We start from the raw sequence: 19,387 nt of genomic DNA, 5'->3' as shown, positions 1-19,387 counted from the left end.
GAGTTCGACTCGGGCGTCAACGGGTAGTCCAGGTAGCGGAGCGGCGCAAGCGGATTATTGATTTATTCGAAATGCAATTCGCAATGGTGAGCCGTGAGCCGTGGTGAGCCGTGGGCCGTAAGGCACCGGGTAGTCGCGACCCGGCAGCTCACGCGCGAGCGGCTCACTAAATCAACAGCCCCCCAAGCCATCCGGTTGCAGCGAGTGAAATGTTCAATTCATATCAAACGGCTCTCGCCGCACCGGTGTTAAGGTGATTTGCGGGTTTGCAGAGCGGATTCGATCTTTTGCAACAAACTGTCGATCTGTTCATGAGTTTGTTCGGTTGCCGACACAATCAATAGATTGTTAATGGCCACAATCGTGCTTGGTCCGCCGATGACTTCCCATGTATCTGGATTTACCGTCGCAATAATGGCGTGGATGACTTTTTTCGGTTTGTCTTTTAGTGGATCCGCTAATGCATAGACTCTGGTGACCAAATTTCCTTCCACAGCCTCGAGCGTCATGATATGAACGACTTCATCTTGAATCACGTAAGCAAGGCCAAGTGGATGCAAAGCGTTTCGCAGTACACTTCGCAAGCTGACGTTGTTGAGTGAGAGGCTGACGGGGACCTCGCCTGATAATCCAATCTCTTCGACAGATCTCGCGTCAAGCACCATCGGCACGTCGGTTTGCTCGGAAAGTTGTTTGATGAACTGCTTCAGGGGCAATTCGCTGGCTTCGATCGACGTCTTTTGCGATAGCTTGCTGCGGAGTTGCTTTTCAATCGCTGCGGGATCGGTAACGGTCGGATCTTGCAGCGCTGGCTTTTCGCCCGCGACGAGTTTTCCTTTGTTTGCGGCTGGGGCCTGTTGTGCTAGTGCCGTACGCATCGGCATCAAACTCAGGGGAATCAATATGGTGATCATCAACGTGACCCCGCAGCGTAACCGTCTGGTTTCTCTGGTGGATGATGGGAGCGATGACAACGAGGTTGTCGTCAGCGGGCACACTTGCATGCGAATTTTTCCGTTCGAGTGAATGGCGTCTCAGACTAGGGGCGGTTGCGTAGTCGCCAACTCATGCCCGGCGAGATCGCAGTTAGCCCCAGCGAGATAAGTTAGCCCGGCGAGAAAAGTTGATTGGTCGCGGGCATGGTTGGCTGTCTGCCCTGGAGAGCGTTTCAGTAGCGGTCATGATCAGGCATGCGATGCCGCAGGTCAAGCAAAATCTGTCCCATCGCCTCGTAACGAACGTGAGATTGATGACGGTCGTCGCTACGCTCGCCAAAGCTTGAATTCCCGCCACCGGGCGACGGCAGCGACGCCCAAATCCAAAGGGGATGTTTCCCCTCGTTCCGAACACGGTTGGGTCAGGGATTTTCTGCTGTATTCTGCCCGGCACATCTCCGCAGATCCTTGTCACGATGCCGCAGGCACAGGCGATTCCGACGTCCCGATTCGCCTTCCCAAAAGTCAGCTACGATCGGCACGAAACGGTCTCGGAATCCAGCGGACATGTACGCAGGGCCAAATCGAAAAAATCTATGAAAAATTGGTGCTTAGTGGGGTTGCAGAAAACCGATAAAAACACGACAACCTTCGAACCTTCAAGCAGCGGGCGTTGTCCGTTAACTTGTTGAGGTAACCGGCTGGAGAAAGAGCGGTTTTTGCCTTTTTTTTCTGCACCGGGGCGTAGCTCAGCCTGGCAGAGCGCCTGGTTTGGGACCAGGAGGTCGCATGTTCGAATCATGTCGCCCCGATCAAAAGACCCGTGTTTCACCGAGTGAAACGCGGGTTTTTTTACGTACCGACAGAACGAAAACGCTGGTGGCAGCAAAACGGCGGTAAAATCGCGGTCATTGCGGCGCTGATTCGCCTGTTGAAGTCGCCATTTTTCCTCAATCGACTGCGACACCGACCCACCGCGGCCGTTTTGGCACGAACCATGCTCGTAGGGGGCGTCATGATCCATTTCAATTTGAGAGGAATCCACCAGCCCGTCTTTCGACTCGTCCGTTTTTTCTGGGGGCGAGAACCGCTTGTCTTGTTCGCATTCTTGGTCGCAGCGCTGGGCACCTGGGGCTTTATCGAGTTAGCAGACGAGGTTTTCGAAGGGGGGACGAACTCGTTTGATCGCTGGGCGGTCCGCAGCCTTCGCTCTGCCGATGACTTGTCGCGTCCGATTGGTCCCGCTTGGATGGCCGAGGTGGGGCGGGATTTGACCGCACTGGGAGGTATTTCAGTCTTGTTTCTCGCGATTGTATCGACGGCAGGGTTCCTGGCCGTCAATCGCGTGTATCGCACGATGATGTTTCTGTTGGTTTCAACGCTGGGTGGAATGGCCATCAGTTTGCTGATGAAAAATCTCTTTGCACGCCCACGCCCCGACGTGGTCCCGCATCTGTCACTCGTCTACACCAGCAGTTTTCCTAGCGGTCATTCGATGATGGCGGCGGTCGTTTATCTGACACTTGCTGTGCTTGTCGTTCCGGTGCTGCGAAATTTTTGGATCCGGTTCTACGTGATCGCCGTTGCCGTGGTCATCACCGTGTTGGTTGGCTTCAGCCGGGTCTATATGGGGGTGCATTACCCAACAGACGTGCTGGCTGGTTGGGTCGCAGGTTTGGTTTGGGCGCTATTGTGCTGGCTGATTTCGAGGTCCTTGGCACTGCGAAAGTTGCATTTGGAGCAACGTCTTGATTCACCCCCTACAGATTCCGAGCCAGCTAGGGAGGAGTCATCCGGTGTCGTCCGATGATTCGCCGGCGCGTCTCTGCCCTCTGATTTAATCATGATTTCTCTAGTGCAGTGAACGGCTGCAACCGTGGGCACCCGTGCGGTGGCATGCGAATACTACTGATGCGGTGTAGTCGACACGAACGTTTGATTCCGTTTGTGGTTGGCCCGCCAGTTGCTTGAGTAAACCACGCCAAAGTAAACGCCTGCGCGGGCGATTCAACTCTGTGGTTAATATTTTATGAGCAACGTCCCCAATCCTCGTTCTCCTCAATGCGTGATCGCAGATGATTTACGTGCGTCTCGTGAGCTGCTGCGCGGTTGGATTTCAGAATGTGGCTACGAGTGCACGACAACAGCCAATGGCGAGGACGCGTGGGCAGCAGTAAAGCAAGTCACCCCTCAACTCATTGTCACGGACATCGAGATGCCCGTCGCGAGTGGTCTTGATCTGCTTTGCTCGCTTAGGCAAAACCCATCTATTGAACTCAATTCGATCCCGGTGATTGTGATCAGCAGTTTGCAAGACGATGACATTCGCTCGTTTGTACAAAATGCGGGAGGGACGGTGTTTCTAACGAAGCCCTTGGATAAACGACGTACTCAACAAGTTGTACGGCGAATGGATCAGGTAGCAAGCGTCGCCAACGCCAATTTTTATGACAGCGTACACGAACACCCGCGGCCAAACAGGCGGATCTCGCCAACGCTGCGTCGTCTCTACCGCGAAGTCCAAGAGAACGGTCCGAAATTCCGCTAAGTGCATCTCGGTATGGAAAATGTGCCGACATGGGAAATGCGCCGGTATGGGAAATGCGTAAGGTTGGTCCATCGAAACACTCACGCCCCGAAAGCCTGGTTTTTTCCGAGCTTTTAGCTCACGGGTAGGGTCCGCAACACCTTCCGGTCGCATGTGTGGTCTCGGTTTCGATCTCTTAAAGATCTAGTTACTCTCCTCAGTAAGGGCGTGGCGGTTGTCCAATCATCGTGATCGCGAATCGACCACAGGGCGAGTCTTCTTCAGTCTCGGCACTGTACTGATGGTGCTGGCCATTTTGTATTTTGGAAAGCCGGTTCTTGTCCCGATCGCACTGAGTGTGTTGTTGGCGTTTATCTTGACACCCTTAGTCATTGTCTTAGAAAAATGGAAAATGGGGCGTTTGCCTGCTGTGTTGTTTGCGAGCGGGTTGGCCTTCGCCATCATCGGTTTGGCAGCCTGGTCGCTCGTGTCCCAAGTACAAACGTTGGCAGCCGATTTGCCCAACCACCAGCAAGAGATCAAGACAAAGATCGAGTCGTTCCAGCTTCGTGAAGATTCGACATTAAACCGTCTCACAAATATGTTCAACGAGTTGTTTCCCCAACAGGGAATGGCTCCGGAACCGGAACCGGACGAGACGGACACGGAAATTCCGGTGGTCGAAGAGATCACGCCGACGCCACCTCCGCCTCAAATCGTCGTGGCTAGTGAACCGGTCAGCCCGATTAAGGCCGCCACCGAGCTGTTGTTGCCTATCGTCGAGCCGATTGCTACCGCGGCTTTAGTCATCGTGTTGGTGATGTTCTTGTTGTTGCGACGCGAGGACGTTCGCTACCGTTTGATATCGCTGATGGGCGATGCAGCATTAACAGGAACGACGCGGTTGATGCGCGACACCGCAGAACGTGTCAGTAAATATTTGCTGAACTTGCTACTTGTCAACGCAGCGTTTGGGCTTTGGTTCGGTGTAGGGTTGTACTTGTTGGGTGTCCCCTATGCGCCGCTGTGGGGCTTTCTGACACTCTGCTTTCGTTTTATTCCGTTTCTGGGCAGCCCCGCATCGGTGTTGTTCCCCTTGTTGGTCAGTATCGCGACCTCAACCGGATGGGCGCAACCGATTTGGATCATGGTGTTTTTCACGGTCAGTGAGTTGGTTACCGGCAACATCATCGAGCCTGTGCTGTTCGGCAAAACGACGGGTTTGACGCCCATTGCATTGTTGGTGGCCGCGTTATTTTGGGCATGGGTTTGGGGTCCGGTGGGGTTGCTGCTTTCGACGCCGCTGACGGTTTGCTTGGTGGTGCTTGGGCAGCACTTGCCACATTTACGCTCGCTGAAAGTACTGTTAGCGGAGCAGCCTGTATTGGATGCTCGGCTGCAATTTTTTCAGCGTCTTTTGGCTAAAGACTTTTTCGAAGGTCATCGCGTTTACAAACAGTATGCTGACGAGTTCGGACGCGAACGGGCGTTTGACGAAGTCCTGGTCCCCGCTCTCAGTTGGACTCGAATCGAACGTGGCAACGAGTCTATCAGTGCCTCCGAAGAACAATTTATCTGGAAAGCAACACGGGATTCCTTTTCGCTTGACGCTGAAATCGAATTGAAGTCGGTTGCTGAGAGAGAACCGTCTTCGGCGATCGGCGGTAAACGCCTCGTCCAAACGGAATCCGCATCTGATTCTGAAGCCACTGAAGATCTAACCCCCGTGCTTAACGCTCCGCGAATACGTCTTTTTGCGCATCCGACGCATCATGAATCCGAAGAGATCGCGTTGGCAATGTTGGCCCAGTTGGTCGACAAGGATTGCGATGTGGAACTGAGTACGACCAAAGAGTTGCCTTCGAAAGTCGTCTCGAGGATCGCGGCAACGCCGCCGGACATCGTGGTGCTCGCCGTGCTGCCTCCGGGCGGTTTGCCGCAGTTGAAATTCATGTGCAGCGAAATTCGTTCGGTCAATCCGCGTGTTCCAATCGTGGTGACTTACCTCGGTAAGATCAAGGATTATGACGAATTGCTGGTCCGCGTTCGTGAGGCCGGCGCAAGTTATCTGACAACTTCGTTGGCACAAACGAAACATCAGATTGACGTGTTGATCAAAGAAGCAAGTCAGGAAATCGTGAGCGAATCAACATTCGATCCATCGTCAAAACAATCCAACAAAGAGGCTAGTCATGTCTCGTAAAGATATTCTCAGTGTTGTGTCAAGGTGGGAGCGTTGGCTAGCGCCTGCGGCATTGGTCGCAGCGTTAGCGTTTCTCGTCGGTACATCATGGTTTACATATCGAAATGTTCAGCGAGCGTCGGAGTCGGCGGATTGGGTATCGCAATCGCGGCAAGTGCTAGCGGTGACACAGGGAATTCGCGCTGAGTTAAGTCAGGCCGAATCAGCTGGCCGCGGGTTCTTGCTTTCCGATGACGAAATTTATCGATCACAATTTGACCACGCGGTTGCCGCAGCGGTTGATTTGCAGAAAAAACTGAAGCAATTAACGCTCGATAACCCCGAGCAACAGCAGCGGGTTAAAGAACTGTCCGATTCGATCGAGCCCAAGATCGAGTTGATGCAACAATTTGTATTGTCCTATCAGAATCCGGATCCTGACAGTATTACAGCGGCGGCAGTGCTCCGGGTCGGCACGCAGCAAATGACGGATATTCGTGAATTGGTCCATGGCATCGAGCAGGCCGAAGATGATTTGTTGACGCAGCGTAGCGAAGCTTTGCAGGATCGATTGTCGTTGACACGGCTCTCGTTGTTGCTTTCGACACTGCTTGCTTCGGGACTGGTTTTGGCAACGTATTACGTGCTTCGGCGACATTGGAATCTGCGAACGTCGTCGGCCGACATGACGCGGCGTCATGTGGCTGAGAAAGATGAATTGGCAAGGTACAACCAACGCTTGTTGGAATCGACCGGCGAAGGTATTTACGGCATCGATACCGAGGGGATTTGCACTTTCATGAATCGGGCTGGGGCCTTGATTTTGGGTGGGAATCCTGCGGACTTCTTAGGCAAAGATATGCACCAATTAGTGCACCACACGACTGCCAACGGTGATCCTTTTCCCTTAACAGATTGTCCAATTTACAAATCGTCACGCACGGGGGATGGTTGCCGAGTCGACGATGAACTGTTTTGGCGACTCGATGGCAAATCGGTCCCCGTGGAATATTCTTCGTTTCCGCTAAAAAACAAAAATGTCGTCGAGGGAGCCGTGATCACATTCAACGACATCACGTCACGGTTGCGGTCACGCCAAGAGTTGCAGCTCGCCAAAGAGTCAGCCGAAGCCGCGAACGAATCGAAGAGCCAGTTTTTAGCCAACATGAGCCACGAGCTGCGGACTCCGCTGAATGCCGTGATTATGTACAGCGAACTGTTAGCCGAAGAGGCCGAGGATAAACAGGTTCCCGATTTTATCCCCGACCTAAAACGTATTCGCTCCGCAGGAAAACATCTGCTCGAACTGGTTAACGGTGTGCTGGATTTGTCGAAAGTCGAAGCGGGCAAGATGGAACTTTTCCCCGAACAATTCGAAATCCAAGCGGCGATCGAAGAAGTCGTCTCGACGGTGGAAGCTTTAGTTGAAAAGAATCACAATACCTTGCAAGTCGACGTCGATGATGATGTTTCGACGATGGTTGGCGACGTGATGAAACTGAGGCAAGTCCTCTATAACTTGATTTCCAACGCGAGCAAATTTACTGAGAATGGTCTCGTTCGCTTGCATGTCTCTCGTGACGACGCGAACCAGATGGTGGTGTTCGAGGTTGCGGACACTGGGATTGGAATGACGCAGGAACAGGTCTCGCAACTGTTTCAGCCGTTTGTGCAAGTCGATGCGTCCACCACACGGAAATATGGCGGGACTGGATTAGGATTAGCGATCATCAAACGCTTTACAGAGTTGATGCAAGGTAGTGTCGATGTGACGAGTGCGGAAGGCAAGGGAACAACGTTCACGGTCTCGCTTCCCGAAAATCTTGACAAGATCGAAATTGCAAAGTCGGATAAAAATGAGGACGAGACTGCGAGGGACGAAGCACCAATGATCACACGACGCAGTGCCACGCTGGGCGAGAGTGCGAGTGTGGTTTTGGTGATTGACGACGATCCTGCGATTCGCGACATACTGACACGCGTGCTGGTGGCCGAAGGGATTCGCCCGGTGACCGCAGCCGATGGCGCCGAAGGTCTAGCGCTCGCCAAGCAGTGCCAGCCTGACTTGATCATCCTGGACGTGATGATGCCCAGGGTGGACGGATGGTCGGTACTGGCGTCGCTAAAAGCGGACAACGAACTCGCGGATATCCCGGTGATCATGCAATCGGTCAAAGATGACCACGATTTAGGATTCATGCTCGGAGCGTCAGAATATTTGGTGAAGCCTGTGGATAGGCAAAAGCTTGTTTCGATGTTGCGGCGTTACATGCAAGACGACCAGGCCTATGTGTTGCTTGTCGAGGACGATGAAACAACGCGGCGTGCCATTGCCCGCACGCTTGAAGGACAAGGATGGCGAGTGATGCAGGCGGGTAACGGACGCGAAGCGCTCGATTGTGTTCGGGGCGAAGTTCCCACCGTTGTTTTGCTCGATTTGATGATGCCGGAGATGGATGGATTCGAGTTTTTGGAAATCGTGCGAGCGGATCCGCAATGGATCGCGATCCCCGTCGTCGTCCTGACTGCGATGGAACTGACCCAAGAAGATCATGCTCGATTAAATGGCAGCGTTGAGCGGATATTGGCGAAAGGGTCTCTCAGTCGAGGCAAATTGCTTGACGAGGTGCGTCGCTTGGTCGCCAATTTGACGCGTCGTGCCGTAAAACAGCCCGCTGCGGACGAGTCGTCAGCAAAAATCGAAAAACATCAGTCGACGGCGCAGTAGTTGCCCTATTGAGCTGTAACCTAAGAATCTTTCTCATTCACCATGCCGTGCCGTCAAGCGTGTTGACCATGTGGATCGTCGCAGCGCGACGTACCACGCCAGTTCGCCTGTCGGATACGGTTTCGTTCAAAGGAATAGACCCATGCCTCGTATATTGATTGTTGACGACAATGATGACAATCGGGATGTCTTGAAGCGTAGGCTGGAACGTCGCGGATTTGACGTTGTTACCGCCGCGGGCGGTAGAGAGGGGATCGACCAAGCAGAAGCCGATAGTCCGGACGTCATTTTGATGGACATGAACATGCCCGAGCTTGATGGTTGGGAGGCAACCAAATTGATTCGCGATAAAGGAATCACTGTTCCCGTGATCGCCTTGACCGCTCACGCGATGACGGGCGACCGCGAGCGGGCCATCGAAGCGGGCTGTACTGATTACCACACCAAGCCGGTCGAGATGGAAAAGCTATTGCTGTTGATCGAAAACTTGCTGAGCGTTTCTTAACCTGCGGCATCTGCCGCCACCGAATTTGATCCCAGTATTTAAGTTGCGAGTTAGATAAGATGATTCGAGTTGATGTTGGTAGCGATCTCGTTTACGAAGTGCGTACTCCGAGTACATTTCTGTTGCAGATCGCCGCTGCGACCACGGCACATCAAAGCGTGGCTTCCGAAGAATTGACTTTCGATCCGCCGCTTAATGTCGAGCAATACAAAATCGGCAACGATGGCAATCGGTTGCATCGAATTGTTGTCGAACCCTGCACGTTGACAGTGAATTACCGAGCAACGATCGAATTGTCTCCCGAGGTGGATCGTTCGACTGAATTGAACGAGTCGAATGTGTCCGAAATGCCGCCCGATGTATTGACGTACTTGAATCCAAGTCGTTATTGCGAGAGCGATCTGCTATTGCGATTTGCATTCGAAGAGTTTGGCTCGCTCGATCGCGGGTTTAGTCGAGTCCAAGCGGTCTGTGATTGGGTCAACCACCATCTCGACTACACGCCGGGCAGCACTAATGCGACCACGACGGCAGCGGATGTGTTGGTTCAGCGAACAGGGGTTTGTCGAGATTACGCTCACTTGACAATTGCACTCTGCCGCGGAATTGGCATTCCCGCACGCTACGTGGCTGGATATGCCGTCGATTTGCAACCGCCTGATTTTCACGGGTTTGTCGAAGCGTATTTGGGTGGGCAGTGGTATTTGTATGATCCCACGAAATTGGCTCCTGTCAGCGGGTTGGTTCGCATCGGAGTAGGTCGAGATGCTGCGGACGTTTCCATTGCGACGATCACGGGTAACACGAACTTGACATCGCAAAACGTGTGGGCCAATTCTGCTGCCGACGTTCATGAATTGCCCAGTGCCGAGCAGCCACCCGCAGTCTCGACAGCCTGAGCAGAAATGACTTCCGTGCAACGTTAAACAGCGAGGCAAATGATTCCTTTGATCGTCTGGTCGTTGGTGCCAACGCTGTGAAGCATTTTGAGGCGGCAAATTAGGGCATTTGCGTTTTGTGGCTACGCTCGCCAGAGCGTGGATTGTTGCCGCGCAAATGCAAATCACCACCTTCTGGCGAAGGTAGCTACCAGGAATTACCACAGTTCTACCGGTCATCCGAATCGGCGAGATGAATTCATTGCTACTGTCCGTTTGGCTCTAGTTGTGCGGTAGAGATCCAGTTTGATTGTTTTTCACACAATCAGGCTCGTATGACTGTTCCATTGACTCGTTGTTGTTGCCGAAGTCAAAGGACTCTTTGCCAAGTTTGCCTGCTTTGCAAATCTGCCATCTTAGAAAGCGGGTTCACAAGCCGTTCGGTATAAATCAGGGATCGCTCTACGCAGTTCATCAGGCAAACTCAGTGGTAGAACGTCGGTGTTTTGTGTTTGCCCGTTCATCGGTACGCCAATTGCATCTTGGTGTAGTCGTAATGTCGGAAGCAGCGAGGCTGAATGCCAGCAATCTGCAACATAATTACTGGGACAGCGCGCCCAATACACACACTTTCAAAAAATAGGTGACCCATGGTTACGAAACAGGAAATGAGCGGCAAGTGGAATTCGATCACTGGAGCCGTGAAAGAGAAATACGGACAAATTACCGATGACGAACTCACTCAAGTCGAAGGCGACACGGATCAGTTGATTGGGCTGATCCAACAGAAGACGGGACAAGGACGTGAGCAGGTCGAAGCGTTTTTGAGCCAGACTTGTGAGCAGTGCGATTCGCACATGGGCAACTTTTCAGAAATGGCGTCGAGCTATGCCGAAACGGCTAGTGAATCAGTGCGTGAAGGTTACGAAGAAGTCGCACGGCGAGCACGTGAAGGCTACGAGCAATCGACCGAAGTGCTTGCACAACGTCCGCTCGAATCGGTCGTCGCGGCTCTTGGCGTCGGCTTGATTACCGGGATCGCCATCGGGTTGTCGATCGCAGGTCGTCGTCACCCCGAACCGACTTGGCGTGACCGTTGGTCACGCTGAGATATCGTCCCATCCGTTTCTCCGTTAGCGTTTAACGCTTGTTGAAGTTAACCACTTTTCAATTTATCCAAAACCACCTTTTTCGCAGGAAATTACACATGAACGGTTCCGGTACGCAGACCAAAAAAACAAACCAACGGTCTAACCAAGCTTCCTCCCAAGCGAGTCAAGTTGCCGCAGACAAGATGCAAGAGTACGGCACGCATTACGTCACCGAGCCAGCAAAGGACATCTTTGGGCGGCTGAGTGAGTATGCACATGAAAAGCCAGATGTCGCAGCAATGTGGTGCTTTGGCGTGGGCCTGATCGTAGGCTGGAAATTGCGGGGCTAATCATCTTTGCACATCGCGTTGCCAGTCGTCATGCGCGATTGGCAACGCTTCTCGCAATATAAACGCAGCTTGCTTGTGCATTGTCACAAGTCGACTCGATAGCTGCACCTCTCCAGGCGATACGCTCTATCGCCTTTGATATCTCGACCTGCCTCTAATATCTCGGTGTGTTAAGTAGGTCAATATGAGTGATTCCACATAATGATCTGAGCCGACGGTGCTAGCCGCGGGCAAGTTTCATACAATATTGATGGGCCCGCTGCTATCGCCGTCGGCTCACAATAGGATCGACGTTTCACCGCTAAATACCGAACGACCTGTTCAGTATACGAGATATCTTCCCCCACCCGGTTCAGTGTCGGCCTGCGTCGTAGGTTGCCGTGTTGTCAAGACTTACGGTGGTGGCACATGGTTTGCTTTCCGATTTGCGATTAAGCAGGTTGGCAAATGTCTTCTGATTTACCCGCCTACTTTGTTGCGTCGAACCCAACCCATGGCAAATACATAAGCAAGAATCGTAGGAATAACAAAGATGACTTTATCCATCGGACAGCCTCAGACGACGTCGTTTGCAAAACGGGCGTTTCATGTGTTTAGAGCTTGGATGAAACAGCCAACGCAAGTTGCAACGATCTGTCCAAGTTCGCCATTTCTGACCGAGAACATTGCGGATCGAGATTGTATCCGCAATGCTTCGTCGGTCGTCGAGTTAGGACCGGGCGCCGGGGGAACGACATTGGCATTGTTGTCACAAATGCGACCCGACGCTCGCTTGTTGGCGATTGAGAAGACGGATGTGTTTCGCGAAGCTCTCGACGAGATCGCGGATCCTCGGTTGACCTCACAGATCGGAGATGCGTGTGATTTGACAGGGCTGCTTGAACAGCATCAGTTCGGTCGTGCGGATGTCATCGTTTCAGGCATCCCGTTTAGTGCCATTCCACCGGTGGTTGCGAAAAACCTAGTGCAATCGATTCATCAAGCGTTAAAGCCAGGAGGGGCCTTCATCGCCTATCAAGTCCGGTCGGATGTCGAGCGATTAGCTCGTCCGTTGTTTGGTCCCGCCACAACCGAACGGATTCCAATCAACATTCCGCCATTGACCGTATTCACATGGCGAAAGATCGAAGCACCTTCAGAGGTCCGGGACATTGCCTGATTTGCTATCGATCAAGTTGCAGGCTGAATGAGCAGAGAGAGACCGGTTTTACTGGAAAACGAAGGAAATTGACAGTTTGTACCGTATCGCTCCGAATTGGCACGGAGCTTGCAAATGGTTGGTGGTTAACCGGACTGTTGCTTGTCGAATCACTGTTTGTTTGTGCTGCCGGTCACCAGCGAACTGTTGGATAAAAGAATTATGATCAAGAAATTTGCGAGTTTAAGTGCGGCGTTGTTGATTGCGTTTGTCACCGTTGGTTGCGACGTGGACAAGACCGAAGACGGTAGGATGCCAAACGTCGATGTGGATGTCAAAGGCGATCCAGGCAAATTGCCTGCCTATGACGTCGATGGCCCCGATGTTGACGTTTCAATGGAGAAGAAAAAGGTCGATGTTCCTGATGTTGACGTCAACATGAAAGAGAAGGAAATATCCGTTCCCGACGTTGACGTTAGCGTTCCTGATGACGACGAATAGTCAACATGGGAATTTATGTCGTTGATGGTACCCACATTCTTTCGGGCATCATCGCGACGAGGATGCGGCGGGATCATTCCCTATACCTCCAACGGTGATTAGGGAATCGAAGCCGCGATAATTGAAAAACGCTGACGCGTGAATCGATCGAAGGATGGGTTCACGCGTCTGTCGTTTTGGGGTGAGCAGCGATTTGCTTTTTGCGATGGGCCGCTGCTTTAAAGCGGGCGTCTCTTCTTTTTAACCAAGGACCTATGCAGCGTGACTGCGGCTCATGAAAGCTCTCATCATCACATGGTCGTCGCGCATTCGTGATAGTTATTGGTTTGTGCCTTCGCTGTTGGCAATCGGAGCACTGGTGTTGTCGTTTGTCACCACCGAAATGGACAACCGACTGGGATCAGAATGGTTAGAGAACATCGGTTGGTTGTATGCAAACGAACCGGCTGGAGCGAGGGCCGTGTTGTCAACCGTTGCGGGATCAATGATCACGGTAGCAGGGGTGACGTTTTCAATGACGATCCTGTCGATCTCGTACACAACCTCGCAAGTTGGTGCTCGACTGCTGAACAATTTTATGCGGGACCGCGGGAACCAAGTCACATTGGGCGTGTTTATTTCGACCTTTTTGTATTGTTTGATGGTCCTGCGCACCGTTCGCAATGCCGAGTCGGCTCCGCATGGAAGCGTCAGCCAGCAAGAATTGGCATCAGCATTTGTGCCGCATATTGCCGTAATTGTCGGGATTTTGCTGGCGATCCTCAGTGTTGCTGTGCTGATTTATTTCATCCATCACATTCCCGAGAGTATTCATATCTCCAATATTGTCGCGGGCATCGGCGGTGACTTGAACAGGCAAATCGAGGATCAGTTCCCGGCACGTATTGGCGAACCGCACGAAGATGCCACTCAGCGACAGGTCGATTCGAATCTTCCTAAATCGTTTTATGAGACTGCAAAAACGATTCGCTCCGACGGTTCAGGGTATGTCGAGTTTGTCGATACCGACGGAGTCATGAACATTGCTGTCGACAACGATTTGATTATCCGCATGCGTTTCCGCGCCGGTGATTTTATCACTCCAGGAAATGTTTTGATGTTGGCATCGCCAGCGTCACGCGTCAGCGACGAGATCGTCGATCAATTGTCAGCGACGTTTGTATCGGGGGCTCAGCGAACCGCAAAGCAAAACCTGCGGTTCGTTTTCAACCAGTTGGTCGAGGTGGCCGAGCGAGCTCTTTCACCCGGTGTCAATGATCCATTTACTGCGATCAACTGCATGGATTGGTTGCAATCGGCTCTCGAACATTTAGCCGAGCGTGAGATGCCCGACGCCTATCGCTATGATTCGGATCAACAACTGCGGATCGTGGCAGAGCCCGAAACATTTAGCGATTTTGCCTCGCTTGTCTTCGATCAGTTACGGCCTTATGTCGCAGCCGATCGGAATGCGTCCATCCATATGATGGAAATGCTGGCGAAGGTGGCATTGTCGGCGACAAGTGATTCGCATCGCAGGTTGTTGGTGCGGCACGCCGGTGCGCTACGACGCGAGTGCAAACGAGCGTTAACCGATCAACGTGGCATGAAACTATTATCCGATCGATTTCGCTCGATGGTCTGGTTGCTTCGCGATCCTGTGTATCGCCAACGTGTGCTGGATACGGGTAACTGGGTCGGCGGCAGAGCTTAATCGGCAGTGATAAACAGCAGTGCTGGTCGATATCGGCATCCCGTTTGCATGGTAGTGGTGACGACAGACTAGAACGCACCTCATCAAAAAGGGATCGCCCGATGGCTATGACAACCAGCGAAACGATACTGCAAACTCTCAAACCAGGTGACCTCGAAGAACTCGCCTCCATCACCGCCAAGCCATGCGTTTCGATTCTGATGCGTACTCATCGCTCGGGCCCGGACACTCAACAGGGATCGATCCGGCTAAAGAATTTACTTAACGACGCCAGTAAGAAGCTGAAGTCAATGGATCACGATGACGCGATCCTTGATCAAGTCAAAGAGGGGGTTAGGGAGAGCAATTTTTGGCAGCATCAAGGCGAAGGGCTCGCGATATTCCTAACGCCCGATAAATGTCAGATGTTCCGCTTGAATCGCGAGGTGGACGAGACGGTCCATGTCGGTGAAACCTTTTTGCTGTTCCCGTTAATTCGCGAACAAGGCAATCGTGATCGCTATTTCGTTCTCTCGATAACCTGGGACGAAGCAAAATTGTTTCAACGTCGTGGTGAATCGCTCGAACTCATTGAAACCGATTCGCTTCCAGCGAAGTTTAACGATTTGATTTTGCCTCGCGACCCCGAAGTGAGTTTGCAAAACCGGAGTCACCAAACTCTCGGAAATACCGGAGGCTCATCCACGGCGATGTTCCATGGTCACGGACAGGGCGAAGACAAAGTCGAAGCGGATCGCGAACACTACTTGTCGTTGGTCGGCGAAGAAGTCGTCGGCGCGATGTACAACACTGGACTGCCCCTCGTTGTGGTTGCGACGGAGGAAGTCAATGGACATCTTCAAGCGGTCAGCGATGTTAGCGTCGATGCCAAGGTGAACGCCAGTCCGTCGCAGTGGAAGGATGCCGATCTTCGCGATCACGCTCATAAGGCGATTGCTCCGAAATTGGATTCGCAGCACGATCAGTTCGAGGAGCGGTTCGGTACCGCGCTGGCTCAATCGAAGGGGTCCAACGATATTGCGGACGTTTTGGACGCTGCGAAAAACGGTCGCATTGAGTCCGTCATGATCCGCGATGGCGCACGAGAACTGAATCGCGTAAATGAAATCGTGATTGAAACGTTGCGAAACGGCGGAGATGTATTCAGTAAGCGGTTTGAAGATTCGAGCGACGCAGCAGAAGTTGCAGCGATCTATCGTTTTTGAACTGACGGTATAAGACGTACGGAAAATGACGCTCGGGTTCCGGCGTAGCTACCGTCGCCAGACAGCGGAAATCCACGCTCTGGCGAGTGTAGCTACGGCAATAGAAAACCGCACGTTCATTGAGGACGTTCTCAAGCTGAGGCTCGCAGTTGAGGGACAGGGAAAATGTCGCGAGTATTTTTAACTTCACCAACCCATTGGGTGACCCAAATGCAAAATCAACGAACGATTGTTTTTTTCTTCGCGTATCTCGCATTGGCGATTGCGACTTTGGTTACGGTGCGTGCCGATGAACCATCGCAAACTCGCGCTGCTGTCCCCGACGGAACGCCCAGTCAGATCAGTGACTGGGCGTTGGCCGGAGTGATCTGGAGTGACGCAAGTTTGACTCAGCGATTAGCGGTCGAGGCAGCGAAACAGGCCGAGACGCAAACGCAGGCAGAGGAGTTGCGAACGATCGCTCGCCAATCGGCGCAGTTGATCGAGGCGTTAGAAGCATTTGGATGGCGGCATGTCCAGCGCACGACGCGGCAAACCAGCAGCGAGTCCGCTGGAGTTCGCGATGGCGAGTCGGAAATGAAGGCGTTGCCGGATCCTGAAGCGGTAGGCGAAGCAATCGCGGGGTCGCTCGATCCTCTCGTCGGAAATCAAGCATCGGCGGCGGCGACGAGGGCCGCGAAACAACGCGAGAAACGACGTGACGTCGCGGCAAATCGGGGCGTGAAAACCGCTACCGAGAGGCTGAAACGTTTTGACACAGAAACACCGGCCGGTCGCGATGATCCCGGACTTGATGATGAGCTCACCTCGCCTGGAACGCCTTTGGACGTTGCTCCCTATCGTGTTGATGACTACATCGACGAGACGTCGAGTGAGTCTCGCAATCGCGCCGATGCGATCGAAGATGGTGTCGAAGGCGCAATCGCTGCAGCCGCGGGGCAGCGTGGTTTACAACGGCCTGCGTCGGATCGTATCAGCAAGCGGGAGGTGATGACTCGATCGGCTACATTGCCGTTTGCTGAAGATTCTATCTACGACAGTAACGATTTCGATCCCGATGTGGACTACAACGTCAACAACCCGCGTCCTCTCGATCCGGCTAAAAAAGAAGGCTATACGCTGGGGGATCGCGACGACGATATCAATCTGAATGATCCCGCAGCGGTGATAGACGGTGAGGATGAATTCATTGCCAACACCGCGCGGCGCAGTGCCGCAGACGAAGCGGCAACGGAACCGACCACCGCTACGCAAATCAATCTAGATCGCTACACAGGCCAGCGAAATGAGCATTTGTCGGATGCGAATTGGGTGCAGTTTCATCTCGAAGCAAACCAGGCTGTGTGGCGACAATTTACCAACCCGGACAACGTCGTCCGCCGCGCAAATGATGCGGTCATCAAGCTAAAAGCCGACGTCAGCGTGGCAAAGCGAGCAACCAACGATCCTCGTTTACGCAAGATCTTGGACGTCATCGCCGACTAGTGCCAGCTGCAAACCATCTATGATCGTGTGGTCTTAGGGTCACGCGATCTTTCCCTGTTTCTATTCCTCCTATCGCGACGGTGGTCGTCGCAATATTCAATTCCAAAACTGCCATGAAAATGATTAACCTTGCTGCCACCGCAGCGTTGACTTTATGCCTCTCGGGTTGCCAAAGCGAACCGACCACTCCACGAGAAGAGGCCGAGCGAGCTCAAGAGAATCTCGAGTCGGCGCGTGAGCGTGCCGCGGAAATTGTTGCTGAATCCGAAGAGGAAGCGGTCGATATCATCGCCGACGCACGCGAGGAAGCGGCGGCAGAAGTGCGTGATGCAAAACGCGACGCCAAGGCGATGGTCCAGGACGCCGAAGAAGAGCTGACGCTAAAACTGAATGATTTGAGTGACCCTGGTCTCACGCCAAACAAGGAAGAAGCCAAAGGGGTCGAAGACATCCAGGCGGGTGTCCCAGTACCTGAATAAAACTGTGCTCAAAACTTCGATCCAAGATCGATGCGAGGTTAGTATCGTCCGTTCAATAAGTGAGGGGCCGTAGTGGACGAGGCAACGAGTCCCAACGCCATCATCAAATTCAAAGGACTCGTAGCCTCGTCCACTACGGAAAAAGCCGCAATTCTTTGTTCTGGCGTCCCTTATTTGGAGCAACGGTTTACTTGACTCGCATCCCGCTGCCGTGCCAGAGCACTTGCAAATCACGTTCGTTCCATAATTCCAAACCGACTGATGGATCGGCGATCACAATGCCGTCGGGACGTTTACCTAACGCGACCACCGAATGTCCCATTCCTGGGATCCAGCCCCATTGATTGGCATAGCGACGATCCTCGACACCATACGGAAGCTCAACAGCCAGCAGCACCGGCCAGTCATCTTTTGCGAGCAGCTCGGCATGCGTTTCGTCAAGAACCTCGACTGTTCGATCGTGCTGTTGTGAGATCAGTTTAACGCCACGATACAACCCTAGCGTCGGAGTCCCGCTGGAATCGGTCAGACACAGTGGGATCATTTGTGATTCGGCAACGTCGATCCCTTCGGCACGAAACAGGGTCGCCGCGGCTGCAGGGCTACAGGTGGCCCAGGATGTTTGCATGGCCACCCCGTTTTCCCAGTCATCGCCACCTTGTGGCGGTGGTCGGACCGCCATCGACAGCAGCGGCCAATTGATTGCAGCCAAGGAACTAAGGGCGAGTAGCGTGGCGAGTGATCCGCGACGCCAGCGAGGCGTGTTAGGTAATCGCCATGCCCATCCCGCAGCCAACGCCGCGAAGATGGCTGCGAAGTTGGTGTAAATGATTGCCGCTGAGACTGGGACAAGTTTAGCCCAGAACAGCTGGCCTGATCCATAGAACAAAAAATAGACCATTGCAAAGACGGCCAGCGTCAGGCAGAGGATCGTGCGCTGCCCCTTGGTCGAGTAAGCATAAAAGGCGGCGAACATTCCACACGCGATTGCGATCACTGTCATGACCGCGATCGCGACCGTCAAGTCATTGGCCATTTTGATCTCGAGCCGCTTCGTTGTTTTCGATTAATCGTTTTGCTGTTTCTTCACGATACATTTGCGTCGAGGTTTCATGAGGCGGCTCAGCGACATCGTCCGGGCAGTTTTTAATCGCCTCGTCACGGGTGGGATGCGAAACACCATGGACGGTTTGAACATTCGGCGTGGTCATCGTAACAATAAATCCTTGTGATGAAAGCCAGATCAGGTGAGCCTGACCTTTTAGTCGTGAAATGGGAAGCAGCCGTTGTAATCGAGTCACAACAACACGAGAAAAGGTTAAGCAAAGGGCATGCCAGTATTCGGCCATCGACCGCAAGAACACGTCGGTTCAAGCGTCCTGGGGATGCATCGCGCTGAATCGCGTCAAGTTGCGACATCAATTTTGGACGCATCCGGCAGAACCGTAGCTACCGTTGCCAGACGGTGGAGATCGGAGGAGGCACGCCATGCTCTGGCGAGCGTCGGCTACAACGATTGTAGCCGTGTCATTTTCAGGTCGGACGCTCTCAATACGCGCCCGACCGTAGTCGCAACGCCGTCAACGATTTTTGTGCTGCAAATTACGGCATTTGCGTTTCGTAGCTACGCTCGCCAGAGCGTGGATTGTTGGCGTCCAATGAGATTCACCACCTTCTGGCGAAGTAGCTA

General features: G+C 53.0%; 17 protein-coding genes and 1 tRNA gene. 15 read left to right on the top strand and 3 right to left on the bottom strand.

Annotated features, from left to right (window positions below; genetic code table 11):
* Positions 1-248: 248 nt before the first annotated feature.
* Positions 249-878, bottom strand: a complete 630-nt coding sequence (locus SH528x_RS24530) for a hypothetical protein (RefSeq protein ID WP_442506083.1) — start codon at positions 876-878, stop codon at positions 249-251.
* Positions 879-1,673: 795 nt separating this feature from the next.
* On the opposite strand from SH528x_RS24530, the gene SH528x_RS24525 reads away from it, so the two are divergent.
* The 15 genes from SH528x_RS24525 (at position 1,674) to SH528x_RS24455 (ending at position 17,697) form a co-directional block, all read left to right on the top strand.
* Positions 1,674-1,747, top strand: a tRNA-Pro gene (locus tag SH528x_RS24525).
* A 203-nt stretch (positions 1,748-1,950) separates the two neighbouring features.
* Positions 1,951-2,745 (top strand): phosphatase PAP2 family protein, encoded by a 795-nt coding sequence (locus tag SH528x_RS24520; protein WP_442506082.1) that lies wholly within the window; start codon positions 1,951-1,953, stop codon positions 2,743-2,745.
* Positions 2,746-2,964: 219 nt separating this feature from the next.
* The gene (locus SH528x_RS24515) at positions 2,965-3,483 is read left to right on the top strand and encodes a response regulator (protein WP_442506081.1); all 519 of its coding nucleotides are present in this window, start codon (positions 2,965-2,967) and stop codon (positions 3,481-3,483) included.
* A gap of 214 nt (positions 3,484-3,697) precedes the next feature.
* A complete protein-coding gene (locus SH528x_RS24510) occupies positions 3,698-5,665 on the top strand; it encodes an AI-2E family transporter (RefSeq protein ID WP_442506080.1) in 1,968 nt (655 codons plus the stop codon).
* Entirely contained in the window at positions 5,655-8,372 is a 2,718-nt protein-coding gene (locus SH528x_RS24505) for a response regulator (RefSeq protein ID WP_442506079.1), read from the top strand. Before SH528x_RS24510 ends, SH528x_RS24505 begins: the two co-directional genes overlap by 11 nt.
* 142 nt (positions 8,373-8,514) lie before the next feature.
* Positions 8,515-8,877 carry a response regulator gene (locus SH528x_RS24500; RefSeq protein WP_442506078.1) on the top strand — a complete coding sequence of 121 codons (363 nt, stop codon included), beginning with the start codon at positions 8,515-8,517 and terminating at the stop codon, positions 8,875-8,877.
* 59 nt (positions 8,878-8,936) lie between these two features.
* Positions 8,937-9,776, top strand: coding sequence for a transglutaminase-like domain-containing protein (locus SH528x_RS24495; protein WP_442506077.1), 840 nt, complete (start codon positions 8,937-8,939; stop codon positions 9,774-9,776).
* Between the two features lie 629 nt (positions 9,777-10,405).
* Positions 10,406-10,864 carry a CsbD family protein gene (locus SH528x_RS24490; protein WP_442506076.1) on the top strand — a complete coding sequence of 153 codons (459 nt, stop codon included), beginning with the start codon at positions 10,406-10,408 and terminating at the stop codon, positions 10,862-10,864.
* Between the two features lie 98 nt (positions 10,865-10,962).
* The gene (locus tag SH528x_RS24485) at positions 10,963-11,196 is read left to right on the top strand and encodes a hypothetical protein (RefSeq protein WP_442506075.1); all 234 of its coding nucleotides are present in this window, start codon (positions 10,963-10,965) and stop codon (positions 11,194-11,196) included.
* Positions 11,197-11,728: 532 nt separating this feature from the next.
* Positions 11,729-12,355, top strand: a complete 627-nt coding sequence (locus tag SH528x_RS24480) for a class I SAM-dependent methyltransferase (protein ID WP_442506074.1) — start codon at positions 11,729-11,731, stop codon at positions 12,353-12,355.
* A gap of 201 nt (positions 12,356-12,556) precedes the next feature.
* Positions 12,557-12,835, top strand: coding sequence for a hypothetical protein (locus SH528x_RS24475; RefSeq protein ID WP_442506073.1), 279 nt, complete (start codon positions 12,557-12,559; stop codon positions 12,833-12,835).
* A gap of 274 nt (positions 12,836-13,109) precedes the next feature.
* A complete protein-coding gene (locus SH528x_RS24470; protein ID WP_442506072.1) occupies positions 13,110-14,528 on the top strand; it encodes a DUF2254 domain-containing protein in 1,419 nt (472 codons plus the stop codon).
* A 101-nt stretch (positions 14,529-14,629) separates the two neighbouring features.
* Entirely contained in the window at positions 14,630-15,733 is a 1,104-nt protein-coding gene (locus tag SH528x_RS24465) for a baeRF3 domain-containing protein (protein WP_442506071.1), read from the top strand.
* Positions 15,734-15,943: 210 nt separating this feature from the next.
* On the top strand, positions 15,944-17,218 hold the full coding sequence (locus SH528x_RS24460; protein ID WP_442506070.1) for a hypothetical protein: 1,275 nt from the start codon (positions 15,944-15,946) through the stop codon (positions 17,216-17,218).
* 113 nt (positions 17,219-17,331) lie between these two features.
* Positions 17,332-17,697: a hypothetical protein gene (locus tag SH528x_RS24455; protein ID WP_442506069.1), complete on the top strand. Its 366-nt coding sequence runs from the start codon at positions 17,332-17,334 to the stop codon at positions 17,695-17,697.
* A gap of 187 nt (positions 17,698-17,884) precedes the next feature.
* Here the strand turns inward: SH528x_RS24455 and SH528x_RS24450 are convergent, their stop codons facing one another.
* Together SH528x_RS24450 and SH528x_RS24445 are read right to left on the bottom strand one after the other, a co-directional pair.
* The gene (locus SH528x_RS24450; protein WP_442506068.1) at positions 17,885-18,733 is read right to left on the bottom strand and encodes a peptidase C39; all 849 of its coding nucleotides are present in this window, start codon (positions 18,731-18,733) and stop codon (positions 17,885-17,887) included.
* Positions 18,723-19,046: a hypothetical protein gene (locus SH528x_RS24445; RefSeq protein ID WP_442506067.1), complete on the bottom strand. Its 324-nt coding sequence runs from the start codon at positions 19,044-19,046 to the stop codon at positions 18,723-18,725. The genes SH528x_RS24450 and SH528x_RS24445 overlap by 11 nt, the downstream gene beginning before the upstream one ends.
* Between the last annotated feature and the right edge of the window lie 341 nt (positions 19,047-19,387).

Origin of the sequence: Novipirellula methanifontis (genome assembly GCF_052161655.1) — a bacterium.
Lineage (GTDB): Bacteria > Planctomycetota > Planctomycetia > Pirellulales > Pirellulaceae > Novipirellula.
This window is presented reverse-complemented; position numbering and strand designations above follow the sequence as displayed.

Coding starts and splice junctions, on each gene's coding strand:
- SH528x_RS24530 (WP_442506083.1), bottom strand. CDS start 878: ATGCGTACGGCACTAGCACAACAGGCCCCAGCCGCAAACAAAGGAAAA.
- SH528x_RS24520 (WP_442506082.1), top strand. CDS start 1,951: ATGATCCATTTCAATTTGAGAGGAATCCACCAGCCCGTCTTTCGACTC.
- SH528x_RS24515 (WP_442506081.1), top strand. CDS start 2,965: ATGAGCAACGTCCCCAATCCTCGTTCTCCTCAATGCGTGATCGCAGAT.
- SH528x_RS24505 (WP_442506079.1), top strand. CDS start 5,655: ATGTCTCGTAAAGATATTCTCAGTGTTGTGTCAAGGTGGGAGCGTTGG.
- SH528x_RS24500 (WP_442506078.1), top strand. CDS start 8,515: ATGCCTCGTATATTGATTGTTGACGACAATGATGACAATCGGGATGTC.
- SH528x_RS24495 (WP_442506077.1), top strand. CDS start 8,937: ATGATTCGAGTTGATGTTGGTAGCGATCTCGTTTACGAAGTGCGTACT.
- SH528x_RS24490 (WP_442506076.1), top strand. CDS start 10,406: ATGGTTACGAAACAGGAAATGAGCGGCAAGTGGAATTCGATCACTGGA.
- SH528x_RS24485 (WP_442506075.1), top strand. CDS start 10,963: ATGAACGGTTCCGGTACGCAGACCAAAAAAACAAACCAACGGTCTAAC.
- SH528x_RS24480 (WP_442506074.1), top strand. CDS start 11,729: ATGACTTTATCCATCGGACAGCCTCAGACGACGTCGTTTGCAAAACGG.
- SH528x_RS24475 (WP_442506073.1), top strand. CDS start 12,557: ATGATCAAGAAATTTGCGAGTTTAAGTGCGGCGTTGTTGATTGCGTTT.
- SH528x_RS24470 (WP_442506072.1), top strand. CDS start 13,110: ATGAAAGCTCTCATCATCACATGGTCGTCGCGCATTCGTGATAGTTAT.
- SH528x_RS24465 (WP_442506071.1), top strand. CDS start 14,630: ATGGCTATGACAACCAGCGAAACGATACTGCAAACTCTCAAACCAGGT.
- SH528x_RS24460 (WP_442506070.1), top strand. CDS start 15,944: ATGCAAAATCAACGAACGATTGTTTTTTTCTTCGCGTATCTCGCATTG.
- SH528x_RS24455 (WP_442506069.1), top strand. CDS start 17,332: ATGAAAATGATTAACCTTGCTGCCACCGCAGCGTTGACTTTATGCCTC.
- SH528x_RS24450 (WP_442506068.1), bottom strand. CDS start 18,733: ATGGCCAATGACTTGACGGTCGCGATCGCGGTCATGACAGTGATCGCA.
- SH528x_RS24445 (WP_442506067.1), bottom strand. CDS start 19,046: ATGGCCGAATACTGGCATGCCCTTTGCTTAACCTTTTCTCGTGTTGTT.